At 74.2% G+C, this 18,267-nt stretch carries 13 protein-coding genes; all 13 read left to right on the forward strand.

Annotated elements, in window-relative coordinates; genetic code table 11:
* Positions 1-373: 373 nt before the first annotated feature.
* The 13 genes from ACFZBU_RS36065 (at position 374) to ACFZBU_RS36125 (ending at position 18,220) form a co-directional block, all read left to right on the forward strand.
* A complete protein-coding gene (locus ACFZBU_RS36065; protein WP_391587954.1) occupies positions 374-2,029 on the forward strand; it encodes an ABC transporter substrate-binding protein in 1,656 nt (551 codons plus the stop codon).
* Positions 2,008-3,018: an ABC transporter permease gene (locus ACFZBU_RS36070; RefSeq protein WP_391587955.1), complete on the forward strand. Its 1,011-nt coding sequence runs from the start codon at positions 2,008-2,010 to the stop codon at positions 3,016-3,018. The genes ACFZBU_RS36065 and ACFZBU_RS36070 overlap by 22 nt, the downstream gene beginning before the upstream one ends.
* Positions 3,015-3,887 carry an ABC transporter permease gene (locus ACFZBU_RS36075; RefSeq protein WP_391587956.1) on the forward strand — a complete coding sequence of 291 codons (873 nt, stop codon included), beginning with the start codon at positions 3,015-3,017 and terminating at the stop codon, positions 3,885-3,887. Before ACFZBU_RS36070 ends, ACFZBU_RS36075 begins: the two co-directional genes overlap by 4 nt.
* Positions 3,884-5,650, forward strand: a complete 1,767-nt coding sequence (locus ACFZBU_RS36080; RefSeq protein ID WP_391587957.1) for a dipeptide ABC transporter ATP-binding protein — start codon at positions 3,884-3,886, stop codon at positions 5,648-5,650. The genes ACFZBU_RS36075 and ACFZBU_RS36080 overlap by 4 nt, the downstream gene beginning before the upstream one ends.
* Positions 5,647-6,702, forward strand: a complete 1,056-nt coding sequence (gene aroF, locus ACFZBU_RS36085; RefSeq protein ID WP_391587958.1) for a 3-deoxy-7-phosphoheptulonate synthase — start codon at positions 5,647-5,649, stop codon at positions 6,700-6,702. The genes ACFZBU_RS36080 and aroF overlap by 4 nt, the downstream gene beginning before the upstream one ends.
* Positions 6,703-6,787: 85 nt before the next feature.
* Positions 6,788-7,405 carry a hypothetical protein gene (locus ACFZBU_RS36090; RefSeq protein ID WP_391587959.1) on the forward strand — a complete coding sequence of 206 codons (618 nt, stop codon included), beginning with the start codon at positions 6,788-6,790 and terminating at the stop codon, positions 7,403-7,405.
* Entirely contained in the window at positions 7,402-8,361 is a 960-nt protein-coding gene (locus ACFZBU_RS36095) for an alpha/beta fold hydrolase (RefSeq protein ID WP_391587960.1), read from the forward strand. The genes ACFZBU_RS36090 and ACFZBU_RS36095 overlap by 4 nt, the downstream gene beginning before the upstream one ends.
* A complete protein-coding gene (locus ACFZBU_RS36100) occupies positions 8,354-9,733 on the forward strand; it encodes an amidase (RefSeq protein WP_391587961.1) in 1,380 nt (459 codons plus the stop codon). Before ACFZBU_RS36095 ends, ACFZBU_RS36100 begins: the two co-directional genes overlap by 8 nt.
* A 47-nt stretch (positions 9,734-9,780) precedes the next feature.
* Positions 9,781-10,539: an SDR family NAD(P)-dependent oxidoreductase gene (locus ACFZBU_RS36105; protein WP_391587962.1), complete on the forward strand. Its 759-nt coding sequence runs from the start codon at positions 9,781-9,783 to the stop codon at positions 10,537-10,539.
* Positions 10,539-13,232, forward strand: coding sequence for an FAD-dependent oxidoreductase (locus ACFZBU_RS36110; RefSeq protein WP_391587963.1), 2,694 nt, complete (start codon positions 10,539-10,541; stop codon positions 13,230-13,232). Before ACFZBU_RS36105 ends, ACFZBU_RS36110 begins: the two co-directional genes overlap by 1 nt.
* Complete coding sequence (gene asnB / locus ACFZBU_RS36115; protein WP_391587964.1) at positions 13,190-15,028, forward strand: asparagine synthase (glutamine-hydrolyzing); 1,839 nt, start codon at positions 13,190-13,192, stop codon at positions 15,026-15,028. Before ACFZBU_RS36110 ends, asnB (ACFZBU_RS36115) begins: the two co-directional genes overlap by 43 nt.
* A 73-nt stretch (positions 15,029-15,101) precedes the next feature.
* Positions 15,102-16,967 (forward strand): asparagine synthase (glutamine-hydrolyzing), encoded by a 1,866-nt coding sequence (asnB, locus tag ACFZBU_RS36120; protein WP_391587965.1) that lies wholly within the window; start codon positions 15,102-15,104, stop codon positions 16,965-16,967.
* The gene (locus ACFZBU_RS36125; RefSeq protein ID WP_391587966.1) at positions 16,964-18,220 is read left to right on the forward strand and encodes an MFS transporter; all 1,257 of its coding nucleotides are present in this window, start codon (positions 16,964-16,966) and stop codon (positions 18,218-18,220) included. The genes asnB (ACFZBU_RS36120) and ACFZBU_RS36125 overlap by 4 nt, the downstream gene beginning before the upstream one ends.
* The last annotated feature ends 47 nt before the right edge of the window (positions 18,221-18,267 follow it).

Consider the following 18,267-nt stretch of genomic DNA (forward strand, 5'->3'; position numbering starts at 1 on the left):
GCCCGCCATTCTGAGCCCGTGGACGAAGGACGTTGGCTGACGACGCGACGCACCGTGGATCTGGGCCGGTTGGCCGCCGCCGTGTGTTGCTTGTAGACGACCTCGTAGTCGCCTCCTCCCGACGGCCCGCCTCCTCGTACGCGCACGGCGCCCTCCGGCGCCCGCGCCTCCTCCGCCCGGCTCGACGCCGCGTCGCCCCGCCCGCCGAGCCCGCTCGGCGCGCCTGACGCGGCGCCGCGCGACCGGCGGCCGCATCCGCACACCCACTCGCGACTCCCGCGTGACCTCGCCTCGGCTTCCGACGCCGCGTGGCCGAGGTTCGCCACGTCACGCCACGAACGCCACGGCACGCCGCCACGAACCCGGAGAGAACATGTACACGCGATCGAGAGTCAGGCTGGCCGCAGGCGCCTTGGCCCTGGCGGCGGGGCTCGTCTCCTGCTCCGGGTCGACGGGCCACACCGGTACCGGCGCCGACGCGGGCCCGCCCAGGGACGGCGGCACGCTGACCTTCGCCACCGACAAGGAACCCGACTGCTACGACCCGCACGTCAGCCCCGCAGACATCACCGCCGTCGTCATGCGCAACGTGTTCGACTCGCTCGTCGCGGAGGAGCCCGGCGGGAAGTTCGTGCCGTGGCTGGCGAGTTCGTGGACACTCTCCCCGGACGGCACCACCTACACGTTCGAGTTACGCACCGACGTACGCTTCACCGACGGCACACCGTTCGACGCCGAGGCCGTCAAGGCCAACCTCGACCACATCGCCGCCCCCGCCACCAAATCCCAGTACGCGGCCTCCCTGATCGGCTCCTACCAGAGCACCACGGTCACCGGCCCGCACACCGTGCAGGTGCGACTCGCCCGCCCCTTCGCCCCGTTCCTGCACGCCCTCGGTACCACCTACCTCGGCATGCACTCGCCCCGCACGCTCCGCACCCAGGCCGCCGACCTGTGCGCCGGCGGGCCGGCCACCGTCGGCACCGGTCCCTTCCGCTTCACCGCGCACACCAAGGGCCAACAGGACGAGTTCGCCCGCAACCCCGACTACACCTGGGCCCCGGCCAACGCCGCCCACCCCGGCGCGGCCCACCTCGACAAACTCGTCATCCGCTACCTGCCCACCGGCTCCGTCCGGGTCGGCACCCTGCGCAGCGGCCAAGTCGACGCGATCGACAACGTGCCCCCGCAGAGTGTCGGCGTCCTCGAGGCCGACCACCGCCTGCGCACCACCACGGCCGACCTGCCGGGCCTGGGCTACACGTACTTCTTCAACAGCTCGCGACCGCCCTTCGACGACGTCCGCGCCCGCCTCGCGGTGCGCTACGCGGTGGACCTCGCGCCCCTGCTCAAGGCCGTCTTCTTCGGCCGCTTCCCCCAGGCGTTCAGCGTGCTCGGACCCTCCACCACCGGCTACGACCGGGCGGCGCAAGGCACTTGGGGACACGACCCCGCCAAGGCCGACGCCCTCCTCGACGAACTCGGCTGGACCGGCCGCGACTCCGCCGGCTACCGCACCCGCGACGGACACACCCTCACCGTCGCACTGCCGTTCGTCCCCGAGTTCACCGTCACCGACCGGCGCACCCTCGACGTGGGCGTCCAGGCCGACCTCAAGAAGGTCGGCATCCGCCTCGACCTGGTGCAGTCCACCGCGAACGACTACCTGCCGCGGCGCAACGCCGGCGACTACGACCTGATCGGTTTCAGCTGGGGCGGCGCCGAACCCGACCTGCTGCGCGCCCTGTTCGACTCCGAGCAGCAGTTCGCCCAGGGCGGCACCAACGCCGCGCGGCTGCACGACCCGCAATTGGACGCGTGGCTGCGCGAGGCCTCCGCGAGCGGGGATCCGGCGCTGCGCCGGACCCGCTACGCCGACATCCAGGCCCGGATCGTCGAACAGGGCTACGCGTTGCCCACCTACGTCGGCCGACGCGTGATCTCCACGACCGGCGCGGTACACGGACTCACGTTCGACGCGAACGCGTGGCCGTTGTTCCGCGACGTATGGCTGAACGGACGCGGCTGATGCCCGCGCTCGCCGGCTACGTGGCGCGCCGACTGCTCGCCGGCGTGGTGGTGTTGTGGGGCGCGGCGACGGTGACGTTCGTGGCGCTGCACCGCATCGGCGGCGACCCCGTGGACGCCGTCGTCGGCCCCACGGTCAGCCCCACCCCGGGGCTGCGCCGGCAGATCACCCAGGAGTACGGCTTCGACCAACCGCTGATCGTGCAGTACGGCAGGTGGCTGGGCCGGCTGATCGGCGGCGACCTGGGCCGTTCCTACCAGTTGGGCCGACCGGTGACCGCGGTGCTCGCCGACCAGGTCTGGCCGACCTGCGCGCTCGCGCTCTCGGCCGTGCTGCTCGCGAGCGTGTCGGCCGTGGTCACCGCGCTGGCCACGGCCGGTCGCGGGCGGGTGGTCCGGGGCCTGGTGTCCGGCGCCGAGTTGGCCGTGGTGTCGCTGCCCTCGTTCTGGCTCGGCCTGCTCGCGCTCAGCTTCCTGTCCTTTCGGTGGCACCTGTTCCCCGTCGCCGGCGACCAGGGCTTCGCGGCGCTGGTGTTGCCCGCCGTCACCCTCGCGCTGCCCGTGGCCGGGGTCCTCGCCCAAGTGCTGCGTCAGTGCCTGGACGAGGCGCTCACCCAGCCGTTCGTGCTCACCGTGCGCACCCGCGGCGTCCCCGAGGCACTGGTGCTGACCCGCCACGCGCTGCGGCACGCCGCGATCCCGGTGGTCACCCTGGCCGGGTGGGTGGTCGGCAGCCTGCTCGGCGGCGCGGTGCTGATCGAGACGGTGTTCGCCCGACCGGGTCTGGGCCGAGTGCTGCTGGCGGCCGTCGGCTCCAAGGACACACCGGTGGTCGCGGCAATCGTACTGCTGTCGGCCGCGGCCTTCACCTGCGTCAACCTGCTGGTCGACCTGGCCTACCCGGCCCTGGACCCACGTCTGCGGACCGCGCCCACCGCGCACCGCACCCGACCGAAGCCCACCACCGCGGCGAAGGAGAGTCCCGTATGAGCACGACGGCGTATGTGCTCGCGCGTCCGACCGCGGCCCGCGCGGCTCGGGCGGCCCGCGCCGCCCGGCTGCGCCCCGGCGTGGCCCTGGCCCTGCTCGTGGTGGCCGGTGCCGTACTCGCCGCCCTGTGGCCGGAGTCGTTGACCGACCGGTCGCCCGACGCGACCGCGCCGGCCCGGGCGCTGCGCCCACCGGACGCCGAGCATCCGTTCGGCACCGACCAACTCGGCCGCGACGTCTACGCCCGCGTGGTGCACGGCGCACGACTGTCGTTGCAAATCGGTGTCGGTGCCACCGTGATCGGCGCCGTCGTGGGCACCGTGATCGGTCTCGTCGCGGGTCTGGGCGGCCGGGCGGCGGACGCCGTGTCGATGCGGGTGACCGACATCCTGACGGCCTTCCCGGAACTGCTGCTCGCGCTCCTGGTGATCACCGTCACCGGGCCCGGAACCACCAACGTACTGGTGTCCATCGGGGTCGCGTCAGTCCCCGGATACGCCCGACTGGTGCGCTCGCGCGCGCTTGTGGTGCGCCGCGCCGACTTCGTCGAGGCCGGGGTCGCCCTGGGCGTGTCCCGCCCGGCCCTGGTCCTGCGGCACATCCTGCCGAACACCCTGGGCCCGCTCCTGGTGCTTGCGTCGATCGGCACCGGCACCGCCGTGGTCTCCGGAGCCGCGCTGAGCTACCTGGGGATGGGACCGCGACCGCCCGCCGCCGAGTGGGGCGTGATGCTCGCCGACGGCCAGGACTTCGTCCAGACCGCGTGGTGGACCACCGTCTTCCCCGGACTCGCGGTGGCCGCAGTGGTGATGGCGGTCACCGTACTCGGACGCGCCCTGCGCGAACGCGGGACGGAGGCGACCCGATGACCGCGCCCACCCGAACGCGGCCCGGCACCGAGACCGTCCCCGACCCGACCGCGCTGGTCGAGATCGCCCAACTGCGCGTCGACTTCGGCACCGGCCGCCGACGCGAGCGTGCCGTGGACGGGGTGGACCTGTCGGTGGCCCCCGGCGAATGCCTGGCCCTGGTGGGCGAGTCGGGCTCCGGGAAGAGCGTGACCGCGCGCGCCCTGGTGGGTCTGGCCGGACCGCGCGCACACGTCTCCTGCGCCCGCATGCTGGTCGACGGGCGCGACGCGACCCGCTTCGACACGCGGGCCTGGCGCGAGGTGCGCGGGCGGCGGATCGGCTTCGTCCTCCAGGACGCGCTGGTGTCGTTGGACGTCCTGCGCACCGTCGGCGCCGAGGTGGCCGAGCCGCTGCGCACCCACGCGGTGGTCCCGCGCGACCTGGTCGACGAACGTGTACTCGACCTGCTCGCCGACGCCGGCATCCCCGATCCGGCACGCCGGGTCCGCCAGTATCCGCACCAGCTCTCCGGCGGACTGCGCCAACGCGCCCTGATCGCCTCCGCGTTGGCGGCCGAACCCGCCCTGCTGATCGCCGACGAGCCGACCACCGCGCTGGACGTCACCGTGCAGGCGCAGATCCTCGACCTGCTCGCCGACAAACGCGCCCGGGGCATGGGCCTGTTGCTGATCAGCCACGACCTGGCCGTGGTCTCGCGCGTCGCCGACCGCGTGGCGGTGATGCGCGACGGCGTGATCGTCGAACAGGGACCGGCCGAGCGGGTCCTGCGCGAGCCGGAACACCCCTACACACGGCTGCTGTTGGCGGCCGTACCGTCGGAACGCACACGCGGTCGCCGGCTCTCGCCCGGTCCGGACGACGCACCCGCCCGAGAAGCCGGCCCGCCACCGAACCGGGACGACCCCGACGCGGTGCTCCTGGAGGCACGCGCCATCGGCAAGCGCTTCACCGACGCGGACGGCGGCGTGCGTGACGCGGTGCGCGAGTTCTCGGTGAGCATCCGCCCCGGGGAAGCCGTGGGACTGGTCGGCGAGTCGGGATCGGGCAAGACGACCGCGGCTCGCATGCTCCTGGGCCTGGCGACCCCGGACACCGGGAGCGTGCACTTCGACGGCCGACCCTGGAGCGCAGTGCCCGAACGGGTGCGCCGCCCGCTGCGCCGCCGCCTCCAGGTCGTCACCCAGGACCCGCTCGGGTCGTTCGATCCGCGCTGGAGCGTCGGGCGGTTGCTGGGCGAGGCGCTGGGCACGGTCGGCGTCCCGCGTGGCGCGGCGCGTCGGGAGCGCGCGGTGGACCTGCTCCTTCGGGTCGGCCTGGCCGCCGACCACCTGGGGAGCAGGCCGGCGACCCTGTCCGGCGGACAGCGTCAACGGGTCGCCATCGCCCGGGCGTTGGCCACCGAACCTCGGGTGCTGGTCTGCGACGAGCCGGTGTCCGCGCTGGACGTGTCGGTGCAGGCGCAGGTGCTCGATCTGCTGGCCGACCTGCGCGAGAGCTACGGCCTGGCGCTGTTGTTCATCTCGCACGATCTGGGCGTGGTCCACCACGTCTGCGATCGCGTGCTGGTCATGCACGACGGCCGCGTGGTCGAACAGGGCGATGTCGAGAGGGTGTTCACCGACCCGGAGCACGAGTACACCAGGACGCTGCTGCGCGCGCTGCCCGGCCGGGAGCGCGCGCGGGCCACGTCCCCGACACCACCACCGCCCCCGTCCGGGGTCGCGGCGGACTCTCCCCCCATCAGGAGGACGGAACGATGATCGTGGTTTTGGAGCAGGAGATCGACGCCGTGCGCGCCGCCGGGATCTCGGCCGAGCTGGCCTCGGCGGGCGTGGCGACGACACCCGGCACCGACGGCGGCGGACGGGCCGTGCTGGTATCCGAGCGCGGGGTGTCGGCGGGCGAGAGTACGTGGATACGCGGCCTGCCCGGGGTTGCGGAGGTCACCGTGACCCCGGGCAAGTATCGCTTGACCTCACGGGTGTTCCGGCCGACCACCACGACCGTCGACATCGGGGCGGGAGTGGTGATCGGCGGCCCCGGGTTCGTCGTCGCCGCGGGTCCGTGCGCGGTGGAGAACGCCGGGCAACTGGACTCCGTGGCCCGGGCGGTCGCCGCCGGCGGTGCGGCGGTGCTGCGCGGCGGAGCGTTCAAGCCGCGCAGTTCGCCGTACAGCTTCCAGGGCCTGGAGGAGAGCGGCCTGCGACTCCTCGAGGAGCAGCGGGCCCGGACCGGACTGCCGGTGGTCACCGAGGTGTTGGAGCCGGCCTGGATCGAACGCGTCGCGAAGAGCGCGGACATCCTCCAGATCGGCGCACGCAACATGCAGAACTACCCGCTGCTGCGCGAGGCGGGGCGGTCGGGCCTGCCCGTACTGCTCAAGCGCGGACTGTCCGCGACCGTGGAGGAGTGGCTGCTCGCGGCGGAGTACGTGCTCCTGGAGGGCAATCCGAACGTGATCCTGTGCGAGCGCGGCATTCGTTCCTACGAGCCCTCGACCCGCTTCACCCTGGACCTGAGCGCGATACCGGTGGTCAAGCGGGTGAGTCACCTGCCGGTCATCGTCGACCCCAGCCATGCCAGCGGACGCGCCGATCTCGTCCGGCCGATGGCGCTGGCCGCCGCGGCGGCCGGGGCCGACGGGCTGCTCGTGGACGTGCACACCGACGCGGCGAGTGCGCAGTGCGACGCCGATCAGGCGTTGACCGGACCCGAGTTCGCCGAACTGGTCGAGGCCCTGGAGCGGGTCCTCGACGCGGTGGACCGACCGCTGACCCGGCCGGTGTGGGCGTCGGCCGCAGAGGCGGTGTGAGGTGCCGGTCAAGGAGCAGACGGCGGCGTCGCCCGTACCGCCCGTCGGCGCCGCGCCCACCCGGGCGGCGGGCGAGGAGCGGGGGATGACCGACGCAGAACGTGTCGGCCTTTGGCAACAACGGCTGTTCGAGGCCGAGGCCGGCATGACCAAGTATCTGGTGGAGCAACACGCGGGCGCGGCACTGCGGGAGTGGATCGGGGTGCAGTCGGCGATCTTCGCCGACCTGCCGGAGCCCGGCGTCGCCGATCCCGGCGCGTGGCAGCGGGTGTTCTTCCGGGCCCAGGCCCTGATGGAGCGCTTCGTCGTCGGGCACTACGGGCACGGCGAGTTGGCCGGCTGGGCCAGGGCCAACGCGGCCGTACACGGCGCGGTCGAGCGCGATCACGGCGGCGGCAGTGCGGACGTGATCGGGCGGGTACGCCGCCAGGCCGAGTTGTACGGCTCCCGCTACCGGGTGGTCGAGTCCTCGCCCGAACACTCCGAATTGCTGATCTCGCACTGCTCGATCTGGGACTACCGCGAACGCGCGCGCAGCCGGGGCGTGCCGATCACCCTGGCGTCGCCGTGCGAGTACTGCACGAAGGCGACCTCCGCCAACATCGCGGCCCGCGGCTACCGCCCCGAGTTCGAGCTGTTGGCCGAGGACGGCGATCGTGGATGCCGCTGGCGGGCGAGCAGCCCCGCGCGGGAGTCCTCGTGAGGGCCCGTACGGGCGCCGTCGAGCAGGCATACGTGCCGGGGGAGGGGATCGCGCGCCTGCACGTGGACGGGCCGGCCGGGCGGCTGGCCCTGGTCGACGCCGGCCCGACCGACGCGGCGAAGGCCCCGCTGGTGCTCGTGCACGGGTGGGGCGCGGACTCGCACGACTGGGACGCGATCGTCGCGCGTTTCTCCCCCGAGCGGCGGGTGCTGGCCGTGGACCTGCGCGGGCACGGCGGTTCGGCGCCGGCGCCGGACGACGACCACCGGCCGCACACACTCGCCGCGGATGTGGCGTTCGTGCTCGGCGAGCGGGCGGTGACCGGTCCGGTGATCCTGGTCGGCCACTCGTTGGGCGCCGTCGTCGCGTCGATCCTGGCGGTCGGGCAACCTGTACCGGTTGCCGGCCTGCTGGTGGTCGACCCGGCGTACGGCCGGCCGGCGGGCCACCATTCGCGGGTCGAGCCGTGGGTGCGCCGACTGCGCGCGGGCGACGCCGCGTTCGGCGCCGAACTCGTCGCGGGCTCGGTCGACGCCATGCGGCATCCTCGGTTGCGGGAGTACCTTTTGCGCCGCACGGCGGGCATCCCGGCCCGGACGATCTGGCGCACGCTGGCGGACCTGCACCTGTCGGAGGGGGCGCTGTCCATCGAACCGGCGAGCGGGCGCTACCTGGCGCGGCGGGCGTGTCCGGTGCTCGCGCTCAACCGGGACCGGGAGCGGGCCCGTTGGGAGGCGGGTGTGCTCGCGGCGAGCGCGAACCGGGGCCCGGTGCCCTCGCGCAGTCTGGTCTGGGCGGACGGCGGGCACTTCCTCCACCTCGAACACCCGGATCGGTTCCACACCCTCCTCGACCAGTGGGCGGGCCTGCTCGCGGGCGCGCCGGAGCGGACGTTCACCTTCGACGGGGACGTGGTGCACCCGGCGCTCGCGGACGGGGGCACGGCCGATGCGTGAGGCGGTCGGCGACGCCCCGACGGCGGTCGGGCGGGCCGACGCGGCCGGCCCCGGCGTGGTCGAGGCGGCCCGGCTGGTGCGCGAACACCTGCTCTCCCCGGTCGAGTTGCTGTCCCGGCACCTCGACCGGATCCAGGCTCTCGACCCGGACCTGCGGGCATTTCACGCACTCGACCTCGACGGCGCCCGGGAGGCGGCGGTACACGCCGAGCGGGCGGTGCTCGCGGGCCGGGCCCTCGGGCCGCTGCACGGCGTGCCGGTCGCCTGCAAGCGACTGTTCGACACCGCGGCGCCCGGCCGCCGGGAGGCCGCGGCGCCGGCCGCGCTGCGGGCGGCGGGTGCGGTGCCGCTGGGCACCACGGTCGCGCCCGACCTGTTCGACTTCGACTCGCCCGCGCGCAACCCGTGGGACCGGTCACGCACCCCCGGCTGGTCGAGCGGGGGTTCGGCGGTCGCGGTGGCCGCGGGCCTGGTGCCCGGCGCGCTGGGCAGCGACACCGTGGGATCGGTGCGCATCCCCGCCGCGCTGTGCGGCGTGGTGGGGATGCGGCCGAGTCGAGGCCGGATCGACCGGCGCGGGCTGGCGGTGATGTCGGAGACGTTCGACGAGGTCGGCCCGCTCGCCGGCCGGGTCGAGGACGTCGCGGCGCTGCTCGGTGTCCTGGAGCCGGCGGCCCATTTGGCGACGTCCGCCGAACGGGCGGCGGACGTGCGGGGTTTGCGGATCGCGGTACCGGCGGGCCGGTTCCACGAACGCTGCGCGCCGTACATCTCGGCGGCGGTCGCCGAGGCGGCGCGGATCCTGTGCGCGGCGGGCGCCGAACTCCACGAGGCGTATGTGCCCGACGACTGCTTCGACGGCGACCTCACCCGTACCGTCATCGCCGTCGACACCGCAGACCGCCTGCGCGGCCGGGCCGGCGACCAGGCCCCGCCGCGCGGCCCGATCGCCGACGCCGCCCGGCTCGGCGCGCGCGTGGACGCCGCCGAACGGGCAGCGCTGCGCGGGCGGTTGCACGACCTGCGGCGTGCCTGGGCACGGGTGACGACGCGCGTCGACGTACTCGTCGTGCCCACCGTCCCGGTGCCGGCCGCCGCGTCGGACGCCTCGTACGTGCGGCACGGCGGCGGCACCTACGAGTCGGTCACGGCGGTGTATCCGCGGTTGTGCCGACCCGCGGTCCTGGTCGGCGCGCCCGCGCTGACCGTACCCGCCGGGCTCTCGCCCGAAGGGCTGCCGTTCGCCGTCCAGTTCCTCGGCGCGGCGGGCGGCGACGCGGCGGTACTGCGGGCGGGCGCCGCGTACCAGGCCGCGATCGGCCCCTTCCCGCACCCGCCCGGACTCGCGGGCGCATGCCCGCGGCCCCGGTGAACCCGCCCGGCTCCCGACCCGTACCCCCGACCACGAAGGAATCCACGATGACGCACGAGCGGCCGGCGCACCCACACCCTCCCGAAGCCGAGCCTCGCGTCCGCAGGGCCGTGGTGACCGGTGCCGCGAGCGGCATCGGCGCCGCCACCGCCCGCCGACTGGTCCGCGCCGGCTGGCAGGTCACCGGATGGGACCTGACCCCGCCCGACGAGGACAGCGACGGCGTACACGGACACATCGTCGACGTCGCCGACCACCGCGCGGTGGTCGAGGCGGCCGACGCGGTCGACGGTCTCGACCTGCTCGTCAACGCCGCCGGTATCGGCGGCTCGGGTGCGGCCGCCACGCTGGCGCCGAGCCGCTGGGACCGGGTCCTGGCGGTCGACCTCAACGCGGTCTTCTACACCAGCCAGGCCCTGCACGGCGCGCTGTCGGACCGCCGCGGCCTGATCGTCAACATCGCCTCCATCACCGCCCATCGCGCCGGACGCAACCGCGCCGCCTACTGCACGGCCAAAGCCGGCGTGGTCATGCTCACCGAGGTGCTCGGCGTGGAATGGGCCGCCGACGGCATCCGCGTCGTCGGCGTCAGTCCCGGCTACACCCGCACCCCCATGGTCGAGCGCGCGCTGGCCACCGGCGGCCTGGACGAGGACCGCATCCGCACCCGGACCCCGCAGGGCCGGCTCCTGGCGGCCGACGAGGTGGCCGCGTTCGTGCACGCGCTGACCGAGGACACCTTCGCCGCCGTGACGGCGACCACCCTGCCCTTCGACGGCGGCTGGACCGCGAACGGGGACTACTGATGGACGAGACCCACGGCGTCGTCCCCGAGAACCCGGCGGACGCGCCCGCCCGGCACGTCGACGACGTGCACGCCGACCTGGTCGTGGTCGGCGGCGGACTGGCCGGGCTGTGCCTGGCGCTGGCCGCCGCGCGCGGGGGCGCCGACACCGTCCTGGTGCACGACCGGCCGGTCCTGGGCGGCAACTCCTCCAGCGAGGTCCGGGTCACCCCGGCCGGAGCCGGCCACGTGTCCGCCTGGGCCCGCGAGACCGGCATCGTCGAGGACCTGCTCCTGGACGACCGCCGCACCAACCACGCGCAGTTCTGGGAGGGCGGACTGACCAACTCCGGCTGGGACCTGACCCTCCTCGACGCCACCCGCCGGCAACCCGGCCTGCGGGTGATCCTCAACGCCGGCGTGCGCACCGCGGCCACCCGCGACGGGGCCCACGGCCGCGAACTGGTGCGCCTGGAGGCGTTCCAGACGACCACCGAGAAGGACATCCGGCTGCACGCCCGCCAGTTCGCCGACTGCACGGGCAACGGCACCATCGGCCGGCTGGCCGGCGCCGCGCGCGACTACGGCCGCGAGAGCCGGGCCGAATACGGCGAACCGCTCGCCCCACGCGTACGCGACCGGGCGACGTCGGGCAGCACCATCACCCTGCATGCACGCGACGTCGGGCGCCCGGTGCCCTACACCGCCCCCGCCTGGGCCGAGCACTACGCCACCGCCAAGGCCATCGGCGCCTTCCGCGAGCTGCGCAACGTGCACCGCCCCGAGTTCGGCGGCTTCTGGTGGCTGGAGATCGGCTACCCCTACCACCAGGTCACCGGCGCCGAGGAGGTCCGCGACGCGCTGCTCGGCCACGCCCTGGGCGTGTGGGACCACCTGAAGAACCACCACCCCGAACGCGAACGCCTCGCCGACTACGCGCTGGACTGGATCGGCGCGCTGCCCGGCCGCCGGGAGAGCCGCCGCCTGCTCGGCGACGTCGTACTCACCGAATGGCACTGCCACCGCGACCCGCACTGGCCGGATCGGATCGGAACCGCCGGCTGGTACCTCGACCTGCACGTCAAGGGCGGACTGCTGAGCAAGCGCGACCCCGGCGAGCCGTCGCAGGCCGACGCGAACTACCGCCACTGGTCCCGGGTACCACCCTTCGGGGTGCCGCTGCGCGCCTGCTACAGCCGCGACCTGGCCAACCTGTGGATCGGCGGTCGCTGCCTCAGCGCGACCCACGTGGCGCTCGGCGCACTGCGGGTACAGCAAACCCTGGGCATGCTCGGCCAGGCCGTCGGCACCGCCGCGGCGTACGCCCTCACGCACGGCCTCACCCCCCGCGAGGCCGCCGCCCCCGACGGGCCGCACATCGGGCCCATCCAGCAGCGACTGGTGCGCGACGACGTGCGCGTGCCCGCCCTGCGCGAACACCTCGCGCCCGGCCTGACCGCCCCCCGCGCGAGCGCTGCCAGCCAAGCCCGGTTCGACGTCGGCCGACCCGACCCCGCGCACACCCGCGACCTGACCGTGCCGCGAGCCCAGGTGTTCCCCGTCGCCGGCGACCGCCTCGAGGAGATCGAGATCCATCTGCACAACGACACCTCCTCGGTGCTGCGGCCCGCCTGGCAACTCCAGGAGGTGGACACCCTGTGGTCGCGCGAGGACGGCCGCGTCGTCGCCGAGGGCACCGTCGACGTGCCGCCCGGCAGCGGCCCCGTCGTGCTCGCCCCGCACACCACGACCCGCCCCGGACGCCTGCACCGCCTCGTCCTGGGCACCCCCGGCGCCGGCGCGCACACCGGCCCGGCCCTCGCCGGCGCCCACTGGATCGCCGCCACCGACCTGCCGCCCGGCAGTACCGCGCAATTCCTGCACACCTCCACCGGCGGCCCCGACCCCACCACCGAGGCGCGCGGCGCGTTCGACCCCGACGAGATCGACGTACCCGCCTACCGCCACTGGGCCCAGGACAAGTGGACCGCGCTGACCCTGCGTCCGACCCCGCACCAATACCCCTACGGCCCCGCCAACGCCGTCAACGGCCTGCACTGGCCCGAGTCGTGGCCCAACCTGTGGATGTCCGACCCGGCCGCCCCACTGCCGCAACACCTGGACCTGGTGCACGACACCGCGGTCACCTTCGACGAGATCCGGCTGCGCTTCGACACCGACCTCAACGCCCGGATCAGCTCCGCCCCCGGACTGTGGCAGGCACCCCAGTGCGTCTCGCGCTACCGGATCCTGATCCGGACCCACCCCGACGCGCCCTGGGAACGCATCCACCACGTCGCCGCCAACCACCGCCGGCTGAATGTGATCCGGCTGCCGGAGCCGGTTACCGCGCACGCCCTGCGGGTGGAGATCCTCGCCGTCGGCGCTCCGGACGCCCGCCTCCTCGACGACGCGGAGGCGACCTACTGGCGCGAGGACGGACTGCGGGCGAGCCGCGCCACGCTCGCACCGGGCTGCCGCGTCTACGGAGTCGGCCTGTACCTCGCCGGCGCCGCACCCACGGGCCGATGTCGCCCGTCGCCGCCCCCGCTCGGCCCGGTCCGCGACCCGCGACCCGACCCGGACCCCGCCGCCACCGAGCCGCGACCCGACCCGGACCCCGCCACCCCGCGACGACCCCACCCACCCGCCGGCACCCAGGAGAGCACACCATGTGCGGCATCACCGGATGGACCGACACCGAACGCGACCTGACCGCACCCGAACACCGGGCGACCGCCGCCGCGATGACCGCCACCATGGCCTGCCGCGGACCCGACGCCGACGGCGTGTGGACGTCTGCGCACGCCGTCCTGGGCCATCGACGCCTGTCGATCATCGACCTCGACGGCGGCCGGCAGCCGATGACCGACACCGAGCACGACCCGGACGTCGTGCTCACCTACAGCGGCGAGGTCTACAACTTCGCCGAACTGCGCGCCGAACTCGCCGCGCGCGGCCACCGGTTCCGCACCCGCTCCGACACCGAGGTGGTGCTGCGCGCCTACCTGGAATGGGGCGCCGACCTCGCCCCGCGGCTCAACGGCATGTACGCGTTCGCGATCTGGGACACCCGCTCGCGCGAACTGCTCCTGGTCCGCGACCGGTTGGGCGTCAAGCCGCTGTACTACCACGTACACCCGGGCGGGGTGCTGTTCGGCTCCGAGCCCAAGGCCGTCCTGGCCAACCCGCTGTTCCAGGCGGCGCTGGACGACTCCGGCATCGCCGAACTCTTCGCCCTGCCCACCGCGCCCACCCCCGGACACGCCGTCTACGCCGGGCTGCGCCAGGTCCGCGCCGGCCATGTCGTCCGGGCCGACGCCCGAGGGGTGACGGAGAGCGCCTACTGGCGCCCGCCCGCGCTCGCGCACACCGACGACCTCGACACCACCGCGGCCCACGTACGCGAACTCCTGCGCGACACGGTCACCCGGCAACTCGTCGCCGACGTTCCGCTCGGCTCGCTGCTGTCGGGCGGGGTCGACTCCAGTGCGGTGTCCGCGCTCGCCGCCGAGGCGCTGGGCCGCGACGGTGCCAAACTCGACACCTACTCGGTCGACTTCCCCGGCGCCGACACCGGATTCCGCCGCACCGCGTGGCACGACAGCCGCGACGAACCGTACGCCCGGGCCGTCGCCGCCCACCTGGGCACCCGACACACCACCATCGTGGTAGACCCCGATGACGTACGCCGCCACGAGGAACGTGTCCTGCGCGCCCGCGACCTGCCCGGCTGGGGCGAGATGGACGTCTCGCTCCACCTGCTCTTCGCGCATGTTCGCCGGCACTCCACGGTGGCGCTGTCCGGCGAGTCGGCCGATGAGGTGTTCGGCGGATACCCCTACTTCCGCGATCCCGCCGCACTCGGCCACGACGGCTTCCCGTGGTTGTACGACCGCGACACCCCGGCCTCCCTGCTGCGGCCCGAGGTGCGCGAGCGGGTACGCCCGGCCGAGTACGCGCGGGCACGCTACGAGGAGGCCCTGGCCGAGGTGCCGCGACTGCCCGGTGAACAGGGCGCCGACGTACGGGTACGCGAGGTGTCCTATCTCGCGCTGACCCGCTGGCTGCCCGCGCTGCTCGACCGCAAGGACCGGATGAGCATGGCCACCGGTCTGGAGGTGCGCGTGCCGTTCTGCGACCACCGACTGGTGGAGTACGTGTGGAACGTGCCGTGGTCGCTGCGCTTCGCCGGCGGCGAGGAGAAACACCTGCTGCGCCGGGCGGTGGCCGACCTGTTGCCGGCCGAGGTCGTACACCGGCGCAAGAGCGCCTTCCCGGCCAATCCCGACCCCGGCTACGCCGCCGCGCTGCGCGAGCGGGTCGCGGACCTGCTGGCGGACCGGGACGCGCCCGTGTTCGACCTGGTCGACCGCGCGGCCGTCACGGCACTGGTCGAGGCGGGGCGGCCGCTGCCGAGCCCGCGCGCCGCGAGCAGCGCCACGGCGGGGCTGGGCTACCTGCTCGGCGTGGACGCCTGGCTGCGCGCGTACCACGTACGCGTGGGCTGACGCTGGGGCGCCGAAGCGGCGACGTACCCAGGCACCGAAGCACCGAAGCACCCGACCACGGAGGAGCGACCCCATGTGCGGCATCACCGGCTGGGTGGACCACCACCGCCCGCACTCCACCACCCACCCCGACGAAACGGCGACCCCCGACCACGAGAGCCGTCTGCTGCTCGCCGCGATGACGGCCACCATGACCTGCCGCGGACCGGACGCCGAGGGGCTGTGGCACGCGGGCCCGGCCGCGCTCGGCCACCGCCGACTCGCGATCCTGGACCTGGCCGGCAGCGCCCAACCCATGCCGTTGGGCGAGCCCGGCCGCGAAGGACTCGTGCTCACCTACAGCGGCGAGTTGTACAACTACCGTGAACTGCGTGCCGAACTCGCGGCCCGAGGGCACCACTTCCGCACCACCGGCGACACCGAGGTGGTCCTGGCGGCGTGGCACACCTGGGGCCCGGCCGCCGTCGGCCGCTTCAACGGGATGTACGCGTTCGCCGTCTGGGACACCCGCACCCGCGAACTGTGGCTGGTGCGCGACCGGTTGGGCATCAAGCCGCTCTACTATCGACCCCTGCCGGCCGGCGTCGTCTTCGGTTCCGAGCCCAAGGCGATCCTGGCCCATCCGGCGGGTCGGCCCCGGGTCGACGACGAGGGACTGGCGCAGCTGATGCTGCCGCTGCTCAAGGTGCCCGGCCGCGCCCCCTACGCCGACCTGCGCGAGGTGCGCCCGGGACATCTGCTGCACGTGCGTGCCGACGGCTCCGCGACCGAACGACGCTACTGGGAACCGGAACGGCGCGAGCACCGCCACGACCGGGCCGAGACCGTCGCCCATGTACGCGAACTCCTGGCGGACATCGTCACCCGCCAACTCGTCGCCGACGTACCCCTGTGCACCCTGCTGTCCGGCGGCCTGGACTCCTCCGCGATCACCGCGCTCGCCCGCCCGCCCGGTGGCCGCCCGCCGCGCTCGTTCTCGGTCGGATTCACCGACGCCTCCGGCCGGGCGGCCGAGACCGAGGACGACCCGTACGTGCGACTCGCCGCAGCCCATCTGGGCAGCGAGCACCGCGACATCGTCCTGGACGGCACCCGACTGGCCGACCCGGAGGTACGCGAGGCCTGCGTGCGTGCCCGCGACCTGCCGATCGGCATCGGCGACCTCGACCTGAGCCTGCACCAGTTGTTCGCGGCGATCCGCACGCACTCCACGGTCGCGCTGTCCGGCGAGTCGGCCGACGAGGTGTTCGGCGGCTACCGCTGGTTCCACCACCCCGAGGCGGTGCATGCCGACACCTTCCCCTGGATGGCCGACTCGCCGGCGCACGGCCGGCTGCATCAGCGCATCCTGGCGCTGTTCCGCAAGGACGTGCGCGAGCGGTTCGCGGTCGAGGACTACGTCGCCGACCAGTACCGCACCGCGCTGGGGGAGGTGCGACACCACGACGGCGCGAGTGCGTCGGAGCATCGTGTGGACGAGATCGGGCACCTGGCGCTCACCCGATTCCTGCCGACCCTGCTCGACCGCAAGGACCGACTGAGCATGGCGGTCGGCCTGGAGGTCCGGGTGCCGTTCTGCGACCACCGCCTGGTGGAGTACGTGCACAACATCCCGTGGAGCATGCGCACCCACGACGGCCGGGAGAAGAGCGTGCTGCGCGCCGCCGTCGCCGACCTGCTGCCCGAGGCCGTGCTGTACCGGCCCAAGAGCCCCTACCCCTCCACGCCCGACCCCGCCTACGCACAGGCCCTGCGCGGACAACTGGCCGAACGGCTCGCCGAACCCGACTGCCGGCTCCGGGAGTTGTTCGACGACGCCGCGCTGCACGACGCCGTCACGGTCTCCGAACAGGGCAGCCTGATCAGCAACGTCGGAGCCGAACTCGCGCTCAACTTCGACGTATGGCTGCGTGCCTACGACCCGGTGCTGCCGCTGTGAGCGCGGACGGGAGCGGGTGGGTCGCCGCACCCGATGTCGGCGCCGCCGCCGCCGGCGCCGACGCCGACGCCGACGCCGCCGTACCGGCGACGCGCCGGGCGCTGATCGGCTATCTGCCGCTGTACCTCTTCCTGTTCATGGTCGGCGCCGAGATGTACCTCGTGTCGCCGCTGCTGCCGGAGGTGGCCGCCGACCTCGACGTGTCGGTGACGGCGGCGGCGCACCTGGTCACCGCGTACGTGCTCGTTCAGGCGGTGGCCGGGCCGTTCCTCGGATTGGCCTATCCGCGGCTCGGCCCCACCGTCATGGTGGGTACGGGCGCCGCGCTGTTCGTCGCCGGCAACGCGATCGCGGCGCTCACCGGGGACTTCGCGCTGCTCGTCGGCTCGCGCGCGCTCGCCGGGCTCGGGGTGGCGACGGCCGGCCCGGCGATCTGGACCTGGATCGCGACCACCGCGCCGGACGCGGTCCGGGGCAGTGCGATGGGCGCGGGGATGGCCGCGTTCGCCCTGGGCCAGGTGCTCGGGGTGCCGCTGGGCGCGTTCGTCGCCGACGCCGCCGGGTGGCATCGCGCGTTCGCGCTCCTGGGCGTGGGAGCCGCGGTCACGCTGCCGCTGCTCCTGTACGGCCTGCGCGGCGCGCGCGAGCGGCCCCGGGAGCCGGGGGAGGGACCGCGAGCCCTGCTGAAGGTGTGGACCCACGGCCCGCTGCGGCGCACGTTGGCGATCACCTTCCTGTTCCACGCCGCCAACCTCGGCGCCTACACCTACCTCGCCGACGTGCTCGACACCCGCTACGACCTGTCCGCGAGTGCTCTGGGCACGGTGGGGCTGCTCAGCGGACTGGGAATGTTCGCGGGCGCGGCCCTCGGGGGCAGGGTGGGAGACGCGGCGCGGGCGAGGGGACGCGCCGAGGACCGGCTCTTGCCCGTGTGGACGCTCGTGCTCCTGGTGGCGCTGGTGGTGGCGGTGGGCGGCCGGCCGCTGTGGCTCAACGTCGTGGCGGTGCTGGTGTGGTTCCTTGCCGCAGGGGCCTTCGACACCAACCAGCAGACGCTGGTGGCCTCGCACGCACCGGGCTTCACGGCGGTGGCGCTGTCGTGGAACCTGGCCGTCCTGTACGGCGCGACGTCGTGGGGCGTGTGGCTGATGGGTCAAGGCGACCACCGGGCGGGCACGGTGGTCGCGGCCGGGGCGGTGATGGCCGCACTCGCCGCGGCGGGCTCGATCGCGGCGGTGCGGCGAAGCGGGTGAGCCGCGCGGGCCCGGGTGAGACAATGTCGGCCGGCCGCATGGGCCGC

It is taken from the genome of Embleya sp. NPDC008237, from assembly GCF_042956465.1.
Lineage (GTDB): Bacteria > Actinomycetota > Actinomycetes > Streptomycetales > Streptomycetaceae > Embleya.

Coding starts and splice junctions, on each gene's coding strand:
- ACFZBU_RS36065 (WP_391587954.1), top strand. CDS start 374: ATGTACACGCGATCGAGAGTCAGGCTGGCCGCAGGCGCCTTGGCCCTG.
- ACFZBU_RS36070 (WP_391587955.1), top strand. CDS start 2,008: ATGGCTGAACGGACGCGGCTGATGCCCGCGCTCGCCGGCTACGTGGCG.
- ACFZBU_RS36075 (WP_391587956.1), top strand. CDS start 3,015: ATGAGCACGACGGCGTATGTGCTCGCGCGTCCGACCGCGGCCCGCGCG.
- ACFZBU_RS36080 (WP_391587957.1), top strand. CDS start 3,884: ATGACCGCGCCCACCCGAACGCGGCCCGGCACCGAGACCGTCCCCGAC.
- aroF (WP_391587958.1), top strand. CDS start 5,647: ATGATCGTGGTTTTGGAGCAGGAGATCGACGCCGTGCGCGCCGCCGGG.
- ACFZBU_RS36090 (WP_391587959.1), top strand. CDS start 6,788: ATGACCGACGCAGAACGTGTCGGCCTTTGGCAACAACGGCTGTTCGAG.
- ACFZBU_RS36100 (WP_391587961.1), top strand. CDS start 8,354: ATGCGTGAGGCGGTCGGCGACGCCCCGACGGCGGTCGGGCGGGCCGAC.
- ACFZBU_RS36105 (WP_391587962.1), top strand. CDS start 9,781: ATGACGCACGAGCGGCCGGCGCACCCACACCCTCCCGAAGCCGAGCCT.
- ACFZBU_RS36110 (WP_391587963.1), top strand. CDS start 10,539: ATGGACGAGACCCACGGCGTCGTCCCCGAGAACCCGGCGGACGCGCCC.
- asnB (WP_391587964.1), top strand. CDS start 13,190: ATGTGCGGCATCACCGGATGGACCGACACCGAACGCGACCTGACCGCA.
- asnB (WP_391587965.1), top strand. CDS start 15,102: ATGTGCGGCATCACCGGCTGGGTGGACCACCACCGCCCGCACTCCACC.